This window comes from Candidatus Zymogenaceae bacterium, assembly GCA_016931225.1.
Lineage (GTDB): Bacteria > Desulfobacterota > Zymogenia > Zymogenales > Zymogenaceae > JAFGFE01.
This window is the reverse complement of sequence record JAFGFE010000008.1, coordinates 58,527-76,396: the sequence shown is the minus strand read 5'-3', so window position 1 is coordinate 76,396 and position 17,870 is coordinate 58,527. Positions and strand designations below refer to the sequence as shown.

Sequence of the window (17,870 nt, the reverse complement as noted above, 5' to 3'; positions counted from 1 at the left end):
GCATGTCAAGGCAAAACTGACCGGTCAGTGCAAATTTTTCTTTGCGCTTTCGAGAAAAATGTGTATGATAGGCGGTAAGTGAATCGACAGAGCCGGAAAACATCGGATAACAAAACACCTCACCCACGAACAGACAACAGGGAAACGCATCATCATGAAAGACACGCGACAGAACATCCTCACCGCCGCCGCCCGGGTCTTTTCCGAAAACGGGTTTCACCAGGCGAAGATGGACGACATCGCCGCCGTCGCCGGTGTCTCCAAGGGGACCCTCTATTACAACTTCGAGAGCAAGTCCCAGCTCTTCTCCGCCACAGTCACCGAGGGCATGGACGACATCATAAAGATCATCCGAGATAACCTCCAGTCAGAGCTCCCCTTCATCGAGCATTTCAAAAAGCTCATCGACCTGAACGTCACGATGTACCTGGAATACCGGGATCTCGCCCGCATCATCTTCAACGAGGTGTCTTCCGGCATCGACGGGTCGGTGCTCAGGGACATTGAGCGGGTTCGGGGACGATTCATCGACTTCATGTCCGAACAGCTCCGGGCGGGGCAGGAAGACGGGCGGATCCGCCCCTGCGACCTGCGGCTCGCCTCGGTGACCGTCACCGGCATGATAGACAGCCTGTCGAACTTCGTGGTACGCTACCCCGATTCGGTCACGCGGGAAGAGATCGTCGATTTTCTCTTTTCGTTCCTGGCCCGGGGGCTCCTTTCCCGGTCCGAGGCGGAAAAGGCGGCGGAGCTTTTTTTAACCGCCGGTAAGTAAATAGAAGCACCTGGGGCGGCTCGTCATAACAGGAAGAGTATGAACATAGTACGCACACACAGCTCGAACAAAGATTTTACTGAACTCTGCATCCTATTGGACCGTGAATTGAACAGCAGATATGGGGGAGCTCTATCCAAGTACGAAACGAATAATAATATTATTGAGAACAATCAGGCGGTCATACTCGGATATATCGACGGCGTTCCTGCAGCATGCGGATGCTTCAAGGCATTGGATACAGAAAAGATTGAAATGAAGAGAATGTTTGTAAAGGCCGAATATCGAAAGAACGGTTTTACAACATCTATCTTAACATCGCTCGAAAATTGGGCGAAAGAATTGGATTTCTCCATCGCTCTTCTCGAAACGGGAAAGGGTCAACCGGAGGCCATCAATCTTTATAAAAAATAGGGGTATAAAATAGTAGAAAATTACGGCCCCTCTGTTGGAATTGAAAACATTATCTGCATGAAAAAGGAATTAAAATAGAAAAAGGAGCATCCGAGGTTCAATACATATGATCGCCCCGGTGTCCCGCTCGGACTTCTATTCACATATAACGGCCCCGAAGCGCATCGCCCCGGGGCCGTGTTTCACGTTTCAGAATCCTTCCATCCCGTCTACGACTCGTGCCCCATCTCCTCCAGCTTCCGTCGATTCTCGGCGATTTTTTCCGGCGTCAGGTCGTAGTACTTCCAGAATATCAGCGTGGTGATCAACACCACAACCGCCGGGACCAGGGCCGTATGTATTCGAATGCCGAAGAGCACAAGGTCAGGATTCTGGACCAGGGAAAAGAGCTCCTCCTGGCTGGTGGCCCCCTCCACAAACCCGGTCAGGTGATGCACCAGGGCGAAGACGCCGGCCTGGAAGCTGTGACCGAAGCGGATGAAGAACGCCTGGAACCCGTAGTAGATCGCCTCCTGCTTGACGCCGGTATGCACCACCGCGTTGTCGATGACGTCCCCCATCGTGGGCGGGTCCACGAACCACTGGGCCCCCAGGCCGATGCCGAAGACGAAGAGGCACCCCACGAAGAGGTAGAAGTTTGAGACGAACGCGATGGGGAGAAACGTCGCCGTCATGGCAAAGCCGGCGAAGATGCTGAGCTTCCGGTTGTCGTTCACCCGATGGGAGACCCGTATCCAGATCGGCACCGACAACAGCGCCCCACCCAGCATCCCGCCCATCAGGATACTCAGGGCGCTGGACTCCATGTTCATCACGAAATTGACCACGTACGGGGCCGATGCGGAGAGAATCGTCACCGCCGACTGGTACCCGAAGAAGAAGATCACCTTGGAGACGAAGATGCGGTCGCCGAGGATCGTCTTGAGGGTCGGCAGCAGCGGCTCATGAGGGGCGATCACCGAACCCTCGAGATTCTTGTGGAATTCCTCCCGGGTCTTCTTGTTCTCCCAGACACCGGGTATCATGGCCAGAAAGATGAAAAAGCCGATGCCGAGCATGGCCCAGGCGGCCCCCCGAAAGGTCTCGGGGACGCCGAAGTTGATCAACAGCGGCGGGATAACCGAGGATGAGACGATGCCGGTCATGCCGATCATGGTGCCGATGCCCGCGGCGGTCCGGCGCTCGTTGAGACCTCTGAACTTGTCGGGATACATCGCGTTGACGGCCACGGTCCAGATGGTGTAGAAGGTATCAAACAGGCAGGTGGAGACCAGCAGCCACGTAAACACCAGCCACTTCTGGGTCTGGGGGTCCCACTTCAAGGGCACCAGGAATATCATCACGAAGGCGAACAGCCAGGGGATACCCCCGATGACGATCCAGGGGAAGCGCCGCCCCAGGGAGCGTTCCCAGGGCATCCTGAACCGCTCCATGATATACCCGGTGAGGGGATCGTTTACGGCGTTCCACACCGAAAAGAGAACGAAGGCCAGAGCCCCCAACCCCACCGGCAGACCGATCTCCGTTTCATAAAAGAAGAACACATACATGCCGAAGGGGCCGGTCAGCCACTGCCCAAAAAACTGATGCATGTTGTAACTGGCCATGATCAGTTTTGTGTTTTCGTATTTCTCCTTGACAGTATTCATGATTCAGGCCTCTCATACATAAGATAATTTGAGATATATATGTATAATACGTGAGTCCTTTTCATTCAGAAGATGCACCTTCCCCGCTGCGATCGCCCGTTTACCCTGTTTTTCGGATAATTTTCCGGGCGACGTTACGCGCGCCCACCATCACCCCCCGCACGCCGCCGCCGCTTTCGCTCTGGGAACCGATAAACCACAGCCCCTCCACGGACGTTTTATGGGGAGGGGCGACCTGTCCCATCACCGGCGGCAGACCGCCGAAGGAATGATGCCCCTGGTGTACCCGCTTTCTGAAGTCATCCGGGGCAAGTACCATGCGCTCCACCGTCCCCTTCCTCAATCCCGGGACGATTTTTTCCGCCTCATTGATCAGCGTGTCAGCAAACTCCTCTTTTCGTTCCTCCCAGGTCCCCCTTTCAAGGGTGTTCGGGGCGATGGTATAGACCGTCACGGCATGATGATTGGGCCGGGCCAGCTCAGGGGAGTGAAACGACGGCACGTAAATCAAGAAGCCGTCCTTTCCCCCGTGGTATTTCCCCCGCTGGCATTCCTTGACGGCCCCCTCGATATCATAGGTGTTGTAATAATACCAGAGCGCCGGGTCCTGGTACTCCCGGGGGTCGAAATCGACGCCGAGATGCACCATCAGCACCGACTGCATGGGAATCAGTTTTTCGACATGAGAGATAACATCCGAAGAAAGCTGATTTCTCCCCACCAGATCAAAGAAGGTCTCCCTCGCCCCGCCCGTGGCGATGACCAGGTCGGAGGCAACGACCTCCCCTCCCTCCAGCCGTACACCAACGGCCCGATTATTCTCGATGACGATCTTCTCGACCGGCGAGGACGTCCTGATATCGCCCCCGGTACTCTCGATGAGTCCCGCCATCGTCTCCACGAGCCGCCCGCACCCCCCCAGTATAAACGCGTAGGCGGGCACCGGCGCGTCGGCGCCCCGGTGCGTCACCGGAATGCGCACATCGAAGGCCGTCTCGATGTTTGAAAGCGGCACCCCCAGGGCGGGAAACTCCGAGGGTCGGACCACGAAATCCGCCAGTATCCCGGTGAAGACCGCCTTGAGCCGCCGGTCCGTGAAAAAATGGTCCATCAGCTCCTCGGCGCTCCAGGGCTCCCTCTCCTTCACCCTCCGATACGCCCGCCAGAGCTTCATCTTGGCGAAAAGCGCCGCCAGGCCCCTGGTGCGATCGGCGAGGTTGTGGTAGCGAACCAGGTCGAGCACCTGTTCATAAAAATGATAATATCGGTCGAGGTTTTCGGCTTCGTCGGGAAATATCTCCTTGAGGCGATCCCTGCGCCACAGGGGACCCCGATATTCTTCGGCGCACCTGAGGTCGAAGTCCGGGAAGCTGATCCCCCGGTCCCTTCTTGTCACCGGAAGGTCGTCCGCCACCCCCAGATCCACAAGTATCTCGTGCGCCGGCTCCCCCGGCAGGAATCCGTCCAACAGGAGCGGCCCCAGATCCCAGCCGAATCCGTTTTGTCTGACCGTTGCCGCTACGCCGCCGATTACGGGAAACTGCTCGAGGATCGTCACCCGGTGGCCCGCCCGGGAGAGATACGCCCCGCAGGTCAGCCCCGCCATTCCCGAGCCGATAATGACGATTTTCATGCCGCTCCTTTCTTGTACGAACACATCGATACCCGCACGCTCCGTCAGGACGATATAGGTGACGCCTGTATCCCGTATCGGTTATACCATCAAAGTCGTTTCAGCAGCCGAACCGGCACAACCGCCGGGAGGCGAACCCGACACCTGGGTCCATTCACATAACTATGAAGCGAACAGCTGTTTTTTTCAAGGTTTTTCCCGATATTCAGGAGTTTTTACCGATTACGGCCGAATCAATCCGTGAAAGAATAGCTAAATTGTAATTTTTCACCCGCGTCTGCGAGAAAACGTCTTGACGTTTCGTATTCATTGCGGCTTCTTTTCGGCTTCTATTAACCATACAATGTATTGATTCGTCTAATAGACGAGAACGGCATCACGGCAGACCTCCCGATCGGAAAGGTTCCGATTTTAGTCATACGATTTTTTCCAGTCCGTATGACGCTGATATGCCGTTCTCTCCTTTTGATACATCTTTCATATTGTAGATATACAGAGGCCCGTTATGAAAATAACGGGTTCATCAGCACATTATCGAAGCGGCGAATACGACCGCCGATACATAAAAAGGCCGTGGCCCCCAAGGAGATGTCGTTTGCATCAATAACCACGCCCGGGCCGTGCGCACGGTGATCGGCTGATCTCTAGGGAACGCTCTCCATACCTACCTCTATATAATGCGCCGTCTCGTCTTGCGAGACGGCGCACCTCTTCATACGCCTGGATATGCCCTGTGTGATAAAAAAAGCCGACCAAATCCGGTCAGCTTACACTAATAAATGACTCTAAGCTTTTTTTCAGTCTTGAAACTGATAATTTACAATTTTCCATTTCCCATAGAAGTTGTCTCTTAAAGCTGTATCTCCATTATCATCTAGATGAATCATTTTTGCTGAAAATCTTTTCTCTGAAGATATGTCATTTTCTTCGACCGTAACAAGAGCGGTGATTTCAGTGAATACTGGTGCCTTATCTTCAATATCTAACAACTTATATTTTATGAGACTTTTTTCTTTGAACTGAGACCTTATTACGCCCGCCATTTTACTTGATGATTCACAAAACAGTGGATCCATTATTTCTGACATCTTACCATAGTTTTTTTTAGCCCAGTATTCCATAAATTCTGATAATCGTTTTTCTGGTGTGTGTAATTCGAATATATCAGGATTGCAGGAAATTAAACCTTCCTCTCCTAAATTGATATTTCGAGGCTTCCATGACTCAATTTTCTTGTCAAATTGTTCTAAATTCTCATAAGCACTTATTCCCAGTTTCTTTGCTTTTTTCGGTTCCTTTTCTACCTTTTTAGCCAATGCCCAATCTCTGATTGCAAACAAAGTTGCCCAGGTTTTCGCCGCAACAATTTTATTTGCATATCCAAGATCTCTTCCATGAAGGATTCCATTTCTATACGGTATTTTTATTTGCTCAGTGGTTGTTCTCGTACGAGATTCTTGGAATAGTCTACTAATCTCTTGAAGACCGCTACTGTGTGCTGCAACTGAATTCCAGGCTGTAAGGTCAACGTCTCTTGCGAAAAAACCCTTTTGATCTTCGTGAACATCATTCACAATACCATCTATCATCATTAAAACAACTGGTATACAGGCATGGTATCTTCCTTCCAAGTAATCCTCTTTTGCCTTTAAAGCCAACTCTTTTCTAATAAGAAACTCTTTTACTGCCTCCATTTTTAATAAACCAATATGTAGTTTATCTTGATCATAATACTCTACAAGCAGATTATCTGCCCCATCCAGATTGCCACTATCTGCTAAAATAACAGCTTCTTTCATTGTGTCTTTATCGAAAGACTCATATGCAATCCACCCAAACTTTGCAAAATGACCATTGAAACGATCCGGCATTTCTATTGCTTCTATCGTAGGTTTGATAAGATATGAATACTTATTTAAAAATTCTGAAATTTTTTCGTTTTTTATTCCAAAAAAATTCCAGAATTTTAACATTTTTCTTTTTGAGTTGTATTGTTCCACCTTCTCTGACAATTCGACAAGGCTTGGAATATCTTTGATTTTCTTTTTATCTGACATTTTTGAAAAAGTTTGCTATAGCCTTTAACAATACATATGCTTAGTAATAATATATCATGCATAAATTAATTAGTCAAATGATCTTACCATCTAATATCTTATTTCCAAACTCTGGTTTGCTACGTATCCCCTCACACTACCGTGCCGCGACGGCCTCAATCTCCACCAGCATCTTCGGATGGGTCAGGCCGCTGACCACCCGCATGGTGCCGCCGGCGGGGCCGGGGTCGGCGGGAAAGTGCTTCAGGTAGGCCTTCGCGAAGACGTCCCAGGTGTTGTAGATATCCGCCTTCTCGGTGACGGTGATGCCCAAAAAGACGATATCGTCCATCGTCATGCCCGCCGCCTCGATGCTCTCCCGGATGCGCTCCACCTCGTACTCGAACTGCTCGATGAAGTCACCGGTGACGACCTTTCGATTGACGTCCATGGGCGGGGTGCCGGAGATGAAAAGCCACTCGGACACGTTCTTCACAGAAAGGGCCCAGGGAAAGGCCAGGTAGGGGAGCTTTTCGTTCTTGATTTCTTGCTTTTCCATGTCCGTTCACCTTGTGCGTCGGGGGACGCCGAAGCGACGTCCCCCGATATTATATTGTGCATTACGTACCATCAGGTTTTTATTCGTCCGTATCCACCGCCCGCTTCAGTATGCCGTCCACGTCCTTCTCGAAGATATCAACGATGTCGACGCCGGCCTTTTTCAGCCGCCAGCGGCGCTCGATATAGAGCAGCGCCCCCAGGGCGACGGCGGCAAAGAATATCCCCACCGATACCATCGACAGGTATAAGCCGAGCGCGATGTAGATAACGGCGATGACGATCATCCCGATGGGCCAGAAGTAGTACCAGAATCCCCTGAGCTTATATGGCGCCCGGTCGTAATGCTCGGGGAGCTTTTTCCTGAGCCGCAGCACCCCCAGGGCAATAAGGATGCTGATGGCCATAACGCCCATCACCGTCACCACGGCATATTCCACAATGCCCGCGCCTAGGAGTATCCCGATGATGCTGAGGATCGTCACGAGCGCAATGGCCATGTACGGGGTGCCGAGACGCCTTCCGGTCCTGGCGAGCCATCCGGGCAAGACCCTGTCCCGGGCCAGGGCGTACACCTCCCGGGGGCTGGTGGCCAGGATGCCGTTGATGGTGGTGAAGGCCGCAAGGAGCGCCCCGAGGTAGATGAACAGCACCAGCCAGTTGGGAAGCATCACGTGGGCCGCCGTAATCACCGCCGTGACCGATTCCTCGCTGACCAGGGTCTCCCAGTTGAGCACCGCCGTGAGCGAGAAGGTGACCAGCGTATAGACCACCAGCACCGCCAGGAAGCTGATGAGAATCGCCCGGGGAATGTTTCGGGACGGATTTTTGATCTCCTCGCCCAGCTCCACGATTACCAGAAATCCGACGAAGGAAAAATAGGCCGGGATGGCCGACATCACCAGCGCGCCGACGCCGTTGGGCAAGAGCGGGGTGATGTTTTCCGGATCAGCGTTGAATATACCGGCGGCGCCGAAGATGAACAGGGCCAGCATGAAGATGATGACCATGATGTTCTGAATCCAGCCGGTCACGCCGATGCCGATGATATTGATGAGCCCGAAAAGTATCGTGATGATGATTGCCGTCTCCATGATGGGGATTGTAAGGTAGATGGAAAGGTACTCCGCCAGACCATAGGCCACCAGGGGCACGCCGATGAGGGTGGTGATGAGCAACGACCACACCGTCATGAATCCCCAGAAGGGGCCGAGGGTGCGGCTGACCATCACGTAATTCGCCCCGGCCACCGGCAGGGCGCTTCCCACCTGGGCCGTGGTAAAGCAGGTAAAGAGGGCGGGAATCGACGCGATAATATACACCATCCACAGCCCCGGTCCCGCGTCCACCGCCAATTCGCCGATGAGGACATAAATGGATGCGCCGATGGTGTAGCCGATCAAAATCGACACCGCCCCGCCCAGTCCCAGTCCTCGCTTCAATTCTCCGTGCGACATACTGAACTCCTCCTCTGTTCTTTCAATACATATCAACTGAGATGTCCGAAGATGCGTGTGTCGGCATCACCGCTTCAAACGAGCCGAAACGCCGTACCTCCTTTCCTCGTCCTTATTCGCCATATTCCGCCAGGGCGTCTATGAGGGGGCACATGCGCTTTTCATAGTAATCCTCGGCGCCGTATTCCGAGACAATCGCCTCATACGCCCCCCGGTGGGTATCTGCCCGGTCAACCTCCGCCCGTTCCAGCGCAGCGTATCGGATGATCTGCTGGTAAGGGGTGAAGAGGCCGTCGTCGATGTCCGAAAGCAGCGCCGTCGCCCCGACCGCATCACCCCGGGTCAGGGCGGACAATCCGTCAAAGAGCCGATACTCGGCCACGTCCGGGCGCATGTCGTACGCCTTCGGGGCGTATTCAATCAAGAGATCGGGCCGACCGCACAGGAAGGCGGAATACGCGGCGTAAAACTGGGCGTTGGCCTCGTTCGGATATTTTTTGGCCAGCTTTACGTATTCATCGAGCTTTTCCTCGTCCGTCAAAAGCATCCCATCGACGGCGGCGTGTTCCTTTATATACTCATCCACCGGGATCGCTTCGAAGGCGATTTCCGGGGGGCGGGAAAAATCCTGATAAATCCGCCACACATCATTCAGGGCGGCATACGACCCCCCCCAGGAATAGTAGAAGCCGTCTCCGTTTGGATCGAAGATCATCATCTGCCAGCCGTGATTGTTACAGACCGGACACGCCGAGCCGAAGCGGGTAAGGTCGGTGCCGTCCGGGGCGGTCCGGTTTCGAACGAAGGAGAGGGCGTCGGCGATATCGAAGGGTGGATTCGACGCGTCAAAGGACGACGCCACCAGCTCCCGGTCCCAGTCGTCGGCTTTGAGGCATTTATACACAGACTGGTGGATCTCTCGAATGGCCTCGTCGTAGTAGTGGTTCAGGTTCCAGATCAGATCCGATCCCAGGGGAAAGGAGGTCCAGCCGGTGGGAGAGACCTCGATCACCGCCCCCTCTCCCGCGTCCAGGTCCGCCCAGACGGTGCCGTATCCACCGATGGTCGGAAGCGTATCGAACACCTCCATCACCCCGTCCAGGTCCTCCTTTTCCTCCATCGCAATCCGCGCAAGATACGTCAGAGAAAACCCTTCGGCGTTGGGAGAGACGCTCCCCAGGGTTTCCTCGGAATAGGTCAACCCGTGGTCATTGTATCCCGTCTCCACCCCCATGCCGAGATACCAGTCGATATGGGTGACGGTGTAAAATCCCGTCGCGTTGTGGGTGACCACCACCGACAGATCGTCCAGGGCGTCCAGAAACGCGAAGTCATTATTCCGGGCGTGGATGACACCGCCGTCCTCCCCCCGCATCAGGACGCTGGTGCATCCCCCCAGGGATTCGGACACGTCGTAAAAGAGGCTGACCATCAGCACCGTGTCCAGGGGCACGCCGCTGCCCGCGGAGACGCCCCTGGCCTCCTCGATAAACCGCTCTGGAAGCTTCTTCGCGATCTTCCGGGTACGCAGCTTCATCACGCCGACAAGCAGTCGGTAGGGAATCCCCTCGTCCCGGGCGATGAACCGGAAGATGCGCTCATACTCGTCCAGGGAGGTGAGTATCTCGTCTTTGAGCAGCACCCCGTACTGGAGACCCATCTCGTAATGATCCCCGGTGACGGAGACCAGCGGGATCACGTCCGGGTATCGATACACCACTCCCTCGTGAAAGGTCGTTTCGACACCAACAGTCTCGGTCTCGTATTCCGGATCGACAATCCCTCCCGGAAAGGCGGCGAAGACCATCACCCAAATCGTCAGGGGGATAACAACCACTACAAGTATGAATGCGGCCGCCGTTGCGATTTTTTTCATCATGTTTTCACCTCATGAAAAATTTATGCCGTCACCATCCCGAGGAGATCCCCCCGGCGCAATCGCCCTTGTGACTACCTGCCGGAATACTTCGGCTTTCGCCGTTCCACAAAGGCCGTCGCCCCCTCCCTTGCGTCCTCGGTCATGGCGCAGGCCATCATGGCGTCGGTCTCGTACGTCATGGCGTCCTCGAGGCCGATTTCGCCCGATCTCACCAGGCATCGCTTGACCAGAGCCATGGAGACAGGGGCGTTCTGTGCCATGCCCCGGGCGGTATTCATCGCCTCGTCCATGAGATCGTCCTGTTTCACCACCCTGCTCACCAGCCCTATCGCGTGCGCCTCCCGGGCGTCTATCCGCCTGCCGGTCAGCATCAGCTCCATCGCCCGCCCCTGTCCCACCAACCTCGGGAGGAGATAGGTCACCCCGTTGGTCTCAAACAGCCCCACCTTGACCTCGGCGAACTCGAAGGTGGCGTTTTCCGCGGCGATGCGGATGTCCGACGCGATGGCGATCTCGGCCCCGGCCCCCACGGTGTACCCGTTGAGGGCGGTGACGATGGGTTTCGAAAGATCGGCCATCATCCGGGTGACGTCCTGGATTTCCAAAAGCCCCCGGCGGATATCAAAGAAGCTCACCCCTCCCCCCAAGATCTCTCCCATCTCCTCGAGGTCGGCGCCGGCGGAAAAGGCCTTTCCTTTGCCGGTGATCACCACCGCCCGCACGCCGTCGTCCGCGGCGCACTCGGAAAGGGCAGCTCGGATGTCGATCCAGGTCTGACGGCGGACGGCGTTTCTTTTTTCCTCCCGGGTAAAGGTAAGTACGGCCACCGCCCCGTCTTTTTCGTACGTGATGTCGGAAAAAATCATGATCGCTCCTGTTGTTTTATTATGCTTCGGTTTGGGCCAGTACGTCCTTTTTCAGCTTCGTCCGATCCGCCTTGCCGATGCGGGTAAGGGGGATGTCGTCCTTGATGATGATCTTTTTGGGCACCTTGAACTTCGCCAGGCGTCCTTTGAGAAACTCGAGCAGGCCGTCCGTATCCACCTCCGTTCCCCATACCGGCGCCACGTAGAGCCACACCACCTCGCCGTATATATTGTCAGGACAGCCGATAGCGGCGGTCAGCCCCACGTTTTCGTATTCCAGGGCAACCTCCTCCACCTCCGTGGGGAGCACGGTGTAGCTCCCCACCCGGATGATCTGCTTGATGCGGCCCTTGATGAAGAGCCCCCCGTCGCTGTCCAGATAGCCCAGGTCTCCGGTGATGCACCAGCCGTCCTCGGTGAAGCCGGCTTCGTTCTCTTCCGGCATATTGAAATACTCGGGGATCACCAGCGGCCCGCCGACCTGGATTTCCCCCGTCTCGCCCTGGGGGAGCACACTCCCTTTTTCGTCCACGATGCGGAGGGCCACGCCGGGGAGCGGTTTCCCCACATACCCGTCGGCGATTCTTTGCAAATCCTCGCCGGGCAGGGTGAAGGTGATCTCGGCCCCCGCCTCGGTACTGCCGTACCCATTGATGAGTACTTCCGCCAGCCGGGAGGTGATCCCCTCGGCCAGCTCGAAAGACACCTTCTCGCCCGAGAGGATCGCCGCCTTCACGTGCGAAAGATCGTACTTCTCCAGGTCCGGGAGCGACAGGAGGATGGCGTACATGGTGGGGACACCGCCCATCCAGGCGATTTTTTCATCCTGGGTCACCTCCAGCACCCGGTAGGGGTGCCAATCGGAGAGAAGAATCATCTCGTGCCCCCCCACGATGGGCATGCCGATGAGCTCCACCGTTCCGCCGATGTGACTGGGGGGGAGCGCCGCCAGACTCTTGACCCGCCCGTCCATACCGTAGGGGCCGAGGTGCTCTTTGAAGAACTGGTCTTCGATATAGGACATCCCAATCATGTTGATATGGGAGAGCAGCGCCGCCTTCGGAACGCCGGTGGTTCCTCCGGTGAATATAATCATGGCGCCGTCCTCAGGCGAGAGTGCTTTCGCCCGCGTATTCACATCGGCCTCCCGGCCCGCCCCCAGCTCGAAAAGCTCCTCGAAAGAGCGGCCGAATTCACCCGATCCCACAAGGATCTTGGGGATGGACGCAAACTCGCCTCCCAGCTTCTTGAGGCCCGCCACCACATCAAAATCCTTGACGCCGGTGATGGAGAGAATCAGCTTCGGCTTCGCATGGGATAGAAACCGCTCCAGATCCGCCGTGCGAAACTTCACGTCCATCGGCACGGTGACGGCGCCTGTCTTCTCGCCCGCCACCATCGTCAAAACGAAGTCGATGCCGGTGGGAATGATGGTGACGATTCGATCTCCCTTCATTACACCCAGCTCCAGAAAGGCGCCGGCGAGTGCATCCACCCGTTCTTTAAACTCCCGGGCGGTGACGGTCCGATCTCCCTCCCTGAGGGAGGGGAAGTCCGGGTCCACCCCGCTCCAATAATCCACATACTGCCAGTAATAGTCGTATTTCGGTATTTCCATGATTCCGTCCTCTGTCTGCGTGTTTCCTACAACCCCAGAAGCCGTTTCGCGTTGTCATAGAGATAGGCCCGTTTCACCTCCTCCTTCAGCGGCATGTCCTGGACCTCGGCCACGACCCGCTCGAAGGGGAGCAGCGGCCACTCGCTGGCGTAGAGAATCTGGTGTTTCAACATCGAGTTGCCGTACTGGATGAAGGTTTCCCAGCCGGTGCCGGGCCGGGCGATGTATTTGGGGCTGACGGCGCCGGTTTCGATGTAGACATTTTTGTGCTTCCATGCCACCGCAACCATCTCGTTGACCCAAGGCCACCCGCCGTGGCTGGCGATGATGACGAGGTTCGGAAAATCGCACGCCACAATATCCAGATTCAGGGGACGGCCGTAGAGCATCGACCGGTTCAGAGACCAGTTGACGCCGGTGTGAACGGTCACCGGGACCCCCAGCTCCGAGGCCGTCTCGTAGACCGGGTAGAACCGCCGGTCGTGGGCCTCAAGACGGTACGCCCAGGGCTGCAGGTTCACCCCCCGCATGCCTTTCTCCACCCAGTCTTTCACCTCGGCGGCCATGTCCACCGACTCCTCGGGATGAACGGTGCAAAAACCGACGATTTTTTTTGGATATCTTTTCATGAGCGAAAAGACGGCGTCGTTGAGGGCCCGGTAATCTCCGAATTCCCATTCGGCCTGGACCACCGACAGCTCAATCCCATTCTGTTCCATCGACGCCAGAAGCTCCTCGGCGCCCACCTGTACCTTCAGGCCGGCCTGGTAGAGCTCCAGGTAATGGCTCATGTAATGGGGCACGAACGACAGGTCGTTCGGATCAACGTTTGGAAACTGCTCCTTGAGGGGGAGGCGTACGCGAAAATCAATAATCATAGAACTCTCCTATATATCCCTGCGTATAGTCCGATCAAGCGGCGCATATCGTGAATACGTCACACATCGGATATGAGTGATCACCCGATCGGATGTCCTCATGCGCCGATGAATCCCTGTATGGTCCGCCAGAGGGCGTCTCTTGATTTTTCCAGGTCCACCGACGATTCGTTGAACACCCACTGGATCATGAGACCGTCTATCGACGCCTGGATGAGAGACGAGATGGTGGGGACATCCACCGATACGAATTCATTGGCATTCACGCCGGCCTCCAAAAGGTCCGACACCGTCTTCAGACACACCTTATAGAGCTTGCTGTTGATCTCCCTCTTATAGTCCAGGTTGGACCAAAGCTCCAGCTGCGCCTCGTAATAGATGCGGTTTTTCTCCATGTGCTCGAAGCTGGCGAATATATATTCTCTGAGCCTCTCCGTAGGCGAGCCCGCCGCATCCACCCGCTCACCGATGGCCTCCTTGATGGACTTAAGGATGCGATTGAGCACCGATGTGAGCAGTGCGTCCTTATTCTTGAAGTAGTAGGTGATCACCCCCCGGCTGACGTCCATCACGTCTGCAATTTGATCGAGGGTCGTCTTGGCGTACCCGTAGGCGGCGAAGGAGGCGATGGCGCTCTCGATGATCTGGTCTCTTCGTATGTCTTCAATCAGCGACCGCTTAGCCATGTATGTTCCTTTTCTTTTAATGGGAAACGTTCGGGGACGGCGATCCGGGATTGCGGCGATTCAATGTGATTTCGGGAATCCAAAATTGATGAACATGCATTCAGGTCTAAAAATCCCGGGATTGCGACCCGTTCTTTTAGATTTCAACAATTCGCTCCGTCGGCCCCCTGTATCGGAGAGGGTTGACGAATCCCTTTTCGCTCTTCTCCTCTCCGTTATACTCTTTCGGTTATTATTATAATTATTCTCTTATTTTTAAATCTGTTAGTATAAAATTATAACGAGCAGTATGTTTTGTCAAGAAAAAAATAGACCTGTCTCGATTCTTTCCTCACCCGGTTTTCCAAGCCGGCTGTATCGATCACTTTCTACCGATCCTTTCAGTAACCACTGTTCAACCGAAGAGACCGCGATCGACCGACGACACCGGCTCCGATTGTGATAGTTTTATTTCGGCCCGTTATCGACGAGAAGTGCGAAGACCGCCCTTCGGACGATCGGTATATGGTTTGTAAAAAACGGCGGCGCGGAACATCTTCCACACCGCCGCCGCCTTTTGATGTGTACCAGGCGAGCGTGCGCTCACCGGGAGAAAGCCCCCTTCCTTATACGCCCGCAAGCTCCTTCCAGGGCTCCGTGTCAATATAATAAAACAAACAAATTCACCGGCCGGACCTTCCGGGGTCTTCTTCAACCTGGTGAAACGGTACCCATCCGTCGCTTTTTGTTGATTCCTTTAAGACTTTGATATATAAATGGATTATCAAAATGACCGTGAAAAGTTATTACTTCATTCCCGGCCTGTGGAGAGGGTCAAAGATCCGACTCCATCAACTGATGGATTTGTTATATGAGGAGAGAGGATTATGGAACAGGATACACTCGATAAAATTGTTACCGTCCTGACATCCAAAACAATGAAGAAGGCCCAAGAAGCCGGAGACGCCTCAACGACCATCCTGAACGACAGCCTGGAGACACTTAAAAAAATCACTGCTATTCTCAGTTTCGTCAAGGAAGACGACTATGCGCCGTTTGACGTGGGTGTTCAATACATCGATGTCGTGACCGACGGTATTCTGGTTTTGGGAAAGCTCTGGAAACATATGGGGGCCACCTGCAGCTGTGGGGTGACCCTGGAGCTTTCCGACGATGTGGAGGGAATCGGACGCATATATAAGGGGGGGAGGGAAAACGAAAACGTGGAAAAGAAACGCTGCTCCTGCGGACGAATCTGGGAACGAGTTGAACATGATGTAGAAGAAAAGGGAAAGACACGACGTTTGTTCTATTGGATCCCCGCCAGCAACGACGAAGATCTTGACGGATGACGTACACACCGTTTTCCGGACGGACCGCCCATCGGGCGGGAGGGAGGGTTTCGATCGAGTGAGGCCCCGTCGGATAACGAGTGGACGACCCGGGATGGGCAAATAATAAGAAAGGGGGTGCTGTGCCGGGTTGGTTTCATCCGGCACCCTCGACTTATATCCCGGAAACCCGGCGGATATCCGTTGTCTATAAACCAAACACATAATACATATAATGTATATGGTAAAATACCTTCAGCTATGAAAGATATATTCATTCACGCAAAATATATCTTTATTACATCCCTCATCATTTTTGTGACGGCCGCGGCGTTCATCGCCCCGGGCCAGAAAGAGGAAGACACCGTTGCCTGCGCCTCCGTCGCCCGGATTGAAGGTTCCGCGGATATTCTTCCCGCCGGGGAGGAGACATGGATTCCCCTCACTCGCGGGGATTCGATTGTACCCGGCGATATCGTCGAAACCGGCCCGGGTTGCTCCGTTGAGCTGAATATGCCCGACGGAAGCATCCTCTTGGTGGGACCGAATACATCCATAACGATCGACGAGATCGGAACGGTGGAAGCGGTCGGATTGACCACGAACCGCTTCCAGCTTCTGGGGGGGAAAATCAGGGCGATCGTCCCTCACATGGCGGGGAGGCGGCCGCTCTTTATCATCGATACGGAAAACGCGTCCGTCGGGGTACGCGGCACCGATTTCTTCGAGTCCTTCGATCCGAACACCCTGACGACCTATGTCCTGGGGCTGGACGGCTGTGTCTCTATGACACCCCTCGGAGGTGCGGCCTTCGACGTCTGCGTACGGGAGGAAACCGTTGTAATGCCGGGCGTCATCCCTGTGGGCTCCCGCCCCGCCGATGACGAGACGATTCAAAAGATCCTCTCCGACATGCCCCTGGGCGGCGACGGGCCAACCGGCGGCGCGGAAGGTATCACCCTCCCCGAAATCACCGGCGCCGTCATCAACGGTCGAATCGATCTTGACTATGCCGATGATGAGATAACCCTGATCAGGGACGACCTGACTCTGGACGGCGTCATCAGGATCGAGGGCACCGCCGCGGGGGGTTCGCTTCCCCTGGGTCGGGTGGAGGTGAGCACCGACGGCGGCCTTACCTGGAATGCGGCCGAGGGGACCGAGCGCTGGACCTACGATATCAGCCCCGTCCACGATACACTCTATGAAATCGCATTCAAGGCAACAGACACCGGCGGCAACGCCGGCGATCCGATGGACATGGGAGTGTTTGATCTGTTCTATCGGGATGTCGATTCGGAGACACTGGCCCGGGAGGTGCTCGATCGCTTTTTCGCCGCAGTCCGCATCGGTGACGGCTCCGCCCTCGACGACATCATATCCGACACATACGACGGCCCCCTCCACAGCCTGTACTCGAAGGACGAGTTGATCGATACCATCATGAAGAACCAGGAGGCCTGGCCGCACCTCGATTTCTCGTACACACTGGATCGAATCAACAGCACGCCCGGTGTGATCATCGCCTCCGTCGGCTGGAACGTGTCCCTCCCCTGGGGTGCGGCATTCGGGACCACCCGCTGGTGGCTGGACGGCCGGGATGAGTATCGGCTGGCCCACGCCGAGGGCGACTGGATACCGGACATGTCTCAGGAGAACGGGGAGCTGAGCCTCGAACTCCAGAGCGCCACGCCGCCCTGTTCAAACTGGATACTCCTGATGGTCACCGCACCGGGCATCCCCTCGGATATCGAGACCATAACGGTGACCGTCGAAACCAACTGCGGTCCCTATATTAAGGAGCTGGCCCGTCCCCTGTATCGGGAGCGAACCGGCAGAACCGACGGCTTCGCCGTGGAGTTCCCCGTGGGAGACTCGGCGGGATGTGTGGTCGCCCCGCTGTGTCCGCTGCCAACGACCGTTCGATATATCATGGGACCGACGGGGGTGCTGGATGCGACATTCACCGACTTCGGATACGACCTCTTCGAATCGATCACTCTGCCGTAGGAGGATCCCTCCGTGGGATGGCCGACACGGCCAGCACAACGCCTCTCAACACGGGGACGCCGCCGATGACGCTGGAAGACTCCAAGACGTGTCCGGCTACC

At 55.3% G+C, this 17,870-nt stretch carries 14 protein-coding genes; 4 read left to right on the top strand and 10 right to left on the bottom strand.

What is annotated here, in order from left to right; genetic code table 11:
• The first annotated feature begins 154 nt into the window (after positions 1-154).
• Together JW885_03585 and JW885_03580 are read left to right on the top strand one after the other, a co-directional pair.
• The gene (locus JW885_03585) at positions 155-775 is read left to right on the top strand and encodes a TetR/AcrR family transcriptional regulator (GenBank protein ID MBN1881233.1); all 621 of its coding nucleotides are present in this window, start codon (positions 155-157) and stop codon (positions 773-775) included.
• A gap of 39 nt (positions 776-814) precedes the next feature.
• Positions 815-1,189 (top strand): GNAT family N-acetyltransferase, encoded by a 375-nt coding sequence (locus JW885_03580; GenBank protein MBN1881232.1) that lies wholly within the window; start codon positions 815-817, stop codon positions 1,187-1,189.
• A gap of 209 nt (positions 1,190-1,398) precedes the next feature.
• Here the strand turns inward: JW885_03580 and JW885_03575 are convergent, their stop codons facing one another.
• From JW885_03575 to JW885_03530, 10 genes are all read right to left on the bottom strand, one after another.
• Positions 1,399-2,838: an MFS transporter gene (locus tag JW885_03575; GenBank protein MBN1881231.1), complete on the bottom strand. Its 1,440-nt coding sequence runs from the start codon at positions 2,836-2,838 to the stop codon at positions 1,399-1,401.
• 100 nt (positions 2,839-2,938) lie between these two features.
• Positions 2,939-4,471, bottom strand: coding sequence for an NAD(P)/FAD-dependent oxidoreductase (locus JW885_03570; GenBank protein ID MBN1881230.1), 1,533 nt, complete (start codon positions 4,469-4,471; stop codon positions 2,939-2,941).
• Positions 4,472-5,268: 797 nt separating this feature from the next.
• Positions 5,269-6,528 carry a hypothetical protein gene (locus tag JW885_03565; GenBank protein ID MBN1881229.1) on the bottom strand — a complete coding sequence of 420 codons (1,260 nt, stop codon included), beginning with the start codon at positions 6,526-6,528 and terminating at the stop codon, positions 5,269-5,271.
• A 136-nt stretch (positions 6,529-6,664) separates the two neighbouring features.
• Positions 6,665-7,066, bottom strand: coding sequence for a RidA family protein (locus tag JW885_03560; protein ID MBN1881228.1), 402 nt, complete (start codon positions 7,064-7,066; stop codon positions 6,665-6,667).
• Positions 7,067-7,145: 79 nt separating this feature from the next.
• The gene (locus tag JW885_03555) at positions 7,146-8,522 is read right to left on the bottom strand and encodes an amino acid permease (GenBank protein ID MBN1881227.1); all 1,377 of its coding nucleotides are present in this window, start codon (positions 8,520-8,522) and stop codon (positions 7,146-7,148) included.
• Positions 8,523-8,634: 112 nt separating this feature from the next.
• Positions 8,635-10,401, bottom strand: a complete 1,767-nt coding sequence (locus JW885_03550; protein MBN1881226.1) for a hypothetical protein — start codon at positions 10,399-10,401, stop codon at positions 8,635-8,637.
• Between the two features lie 71 nt (positions 10,402-10,472).
• Positions 10,473-11,267 carry an enoyl-CoA hydratase/isomerase family protein gene (locus tag JW885_03545; GenBank protein MBN1881225.1) on the bottom strand — a complete coding sequence of 265 codons (795 nt, stop codon included), beginning with the start codon at positions 11,265-11,267 and terminating at the stop codon, positions 10,473-10,475.
• A gap of 19 nt (positions 11,268-11,286) precedes the next feature.
• Positions 11,287-12,885: an acyl--CoA ligase gene (locus JW885_03540; protein MBN1881224.1), complete on the bottom strand. Its 1,599-nt coding sequence runs from the start codon at positions 12,883-12,885 to the stop codon at positions 11,287-11,289.
• Between the two features lie 26 nt (positions 12,886-12,911).
• A complete protein-coding gene (locus JW885_03535) occupies positions 12,912-13,763 on the bottom strand; it encodes an amidohydrolase (protein ID MBN1881223.1) in 852 nt (283 codons plus the stop codon).
• A 98-nt stretch (positions 13,764-13,861) separates the two neighbouring features.
• Positions 13,862-14,449 carry a TetR family transcriptional regulator gene (locus tag JW885_03530; GenBank protein ID MBN1881222.1) on the bottom strand — a complete coding sequence of 196 codons (588 nt, stop codon included), beginning with the start codon at positions 14,447-14,449 and terminating at the stop codon, positions 13,862-13,864.
• Positions 14,450-15,315: 866 nt separating this feature from the next.
• Here JW885_03530 and JW885_03525 point away from each other — a divergent pair.
• Entirely contained in the window at positions 15,316-15,780 is a 465-nt protein-coding gene (locus JW885_03525) for a hypothetical protein (GenBank protein MBN1881221.1), read from the top strand.
• 240 nt (positions 15,781-16,020) lie between these two features.
• Positions 16,021-17,769, top strand: a complete 1,749-nt coding sequence (locus JW885_03520; protein MBN1881220.1) for a FecR domain-containing protein — start codon at positions 16,021-16,023, stop codon at positions 17,767-17,769.
• Positions 17,770-17,870 lie beyond the last annotated feature (101 nt).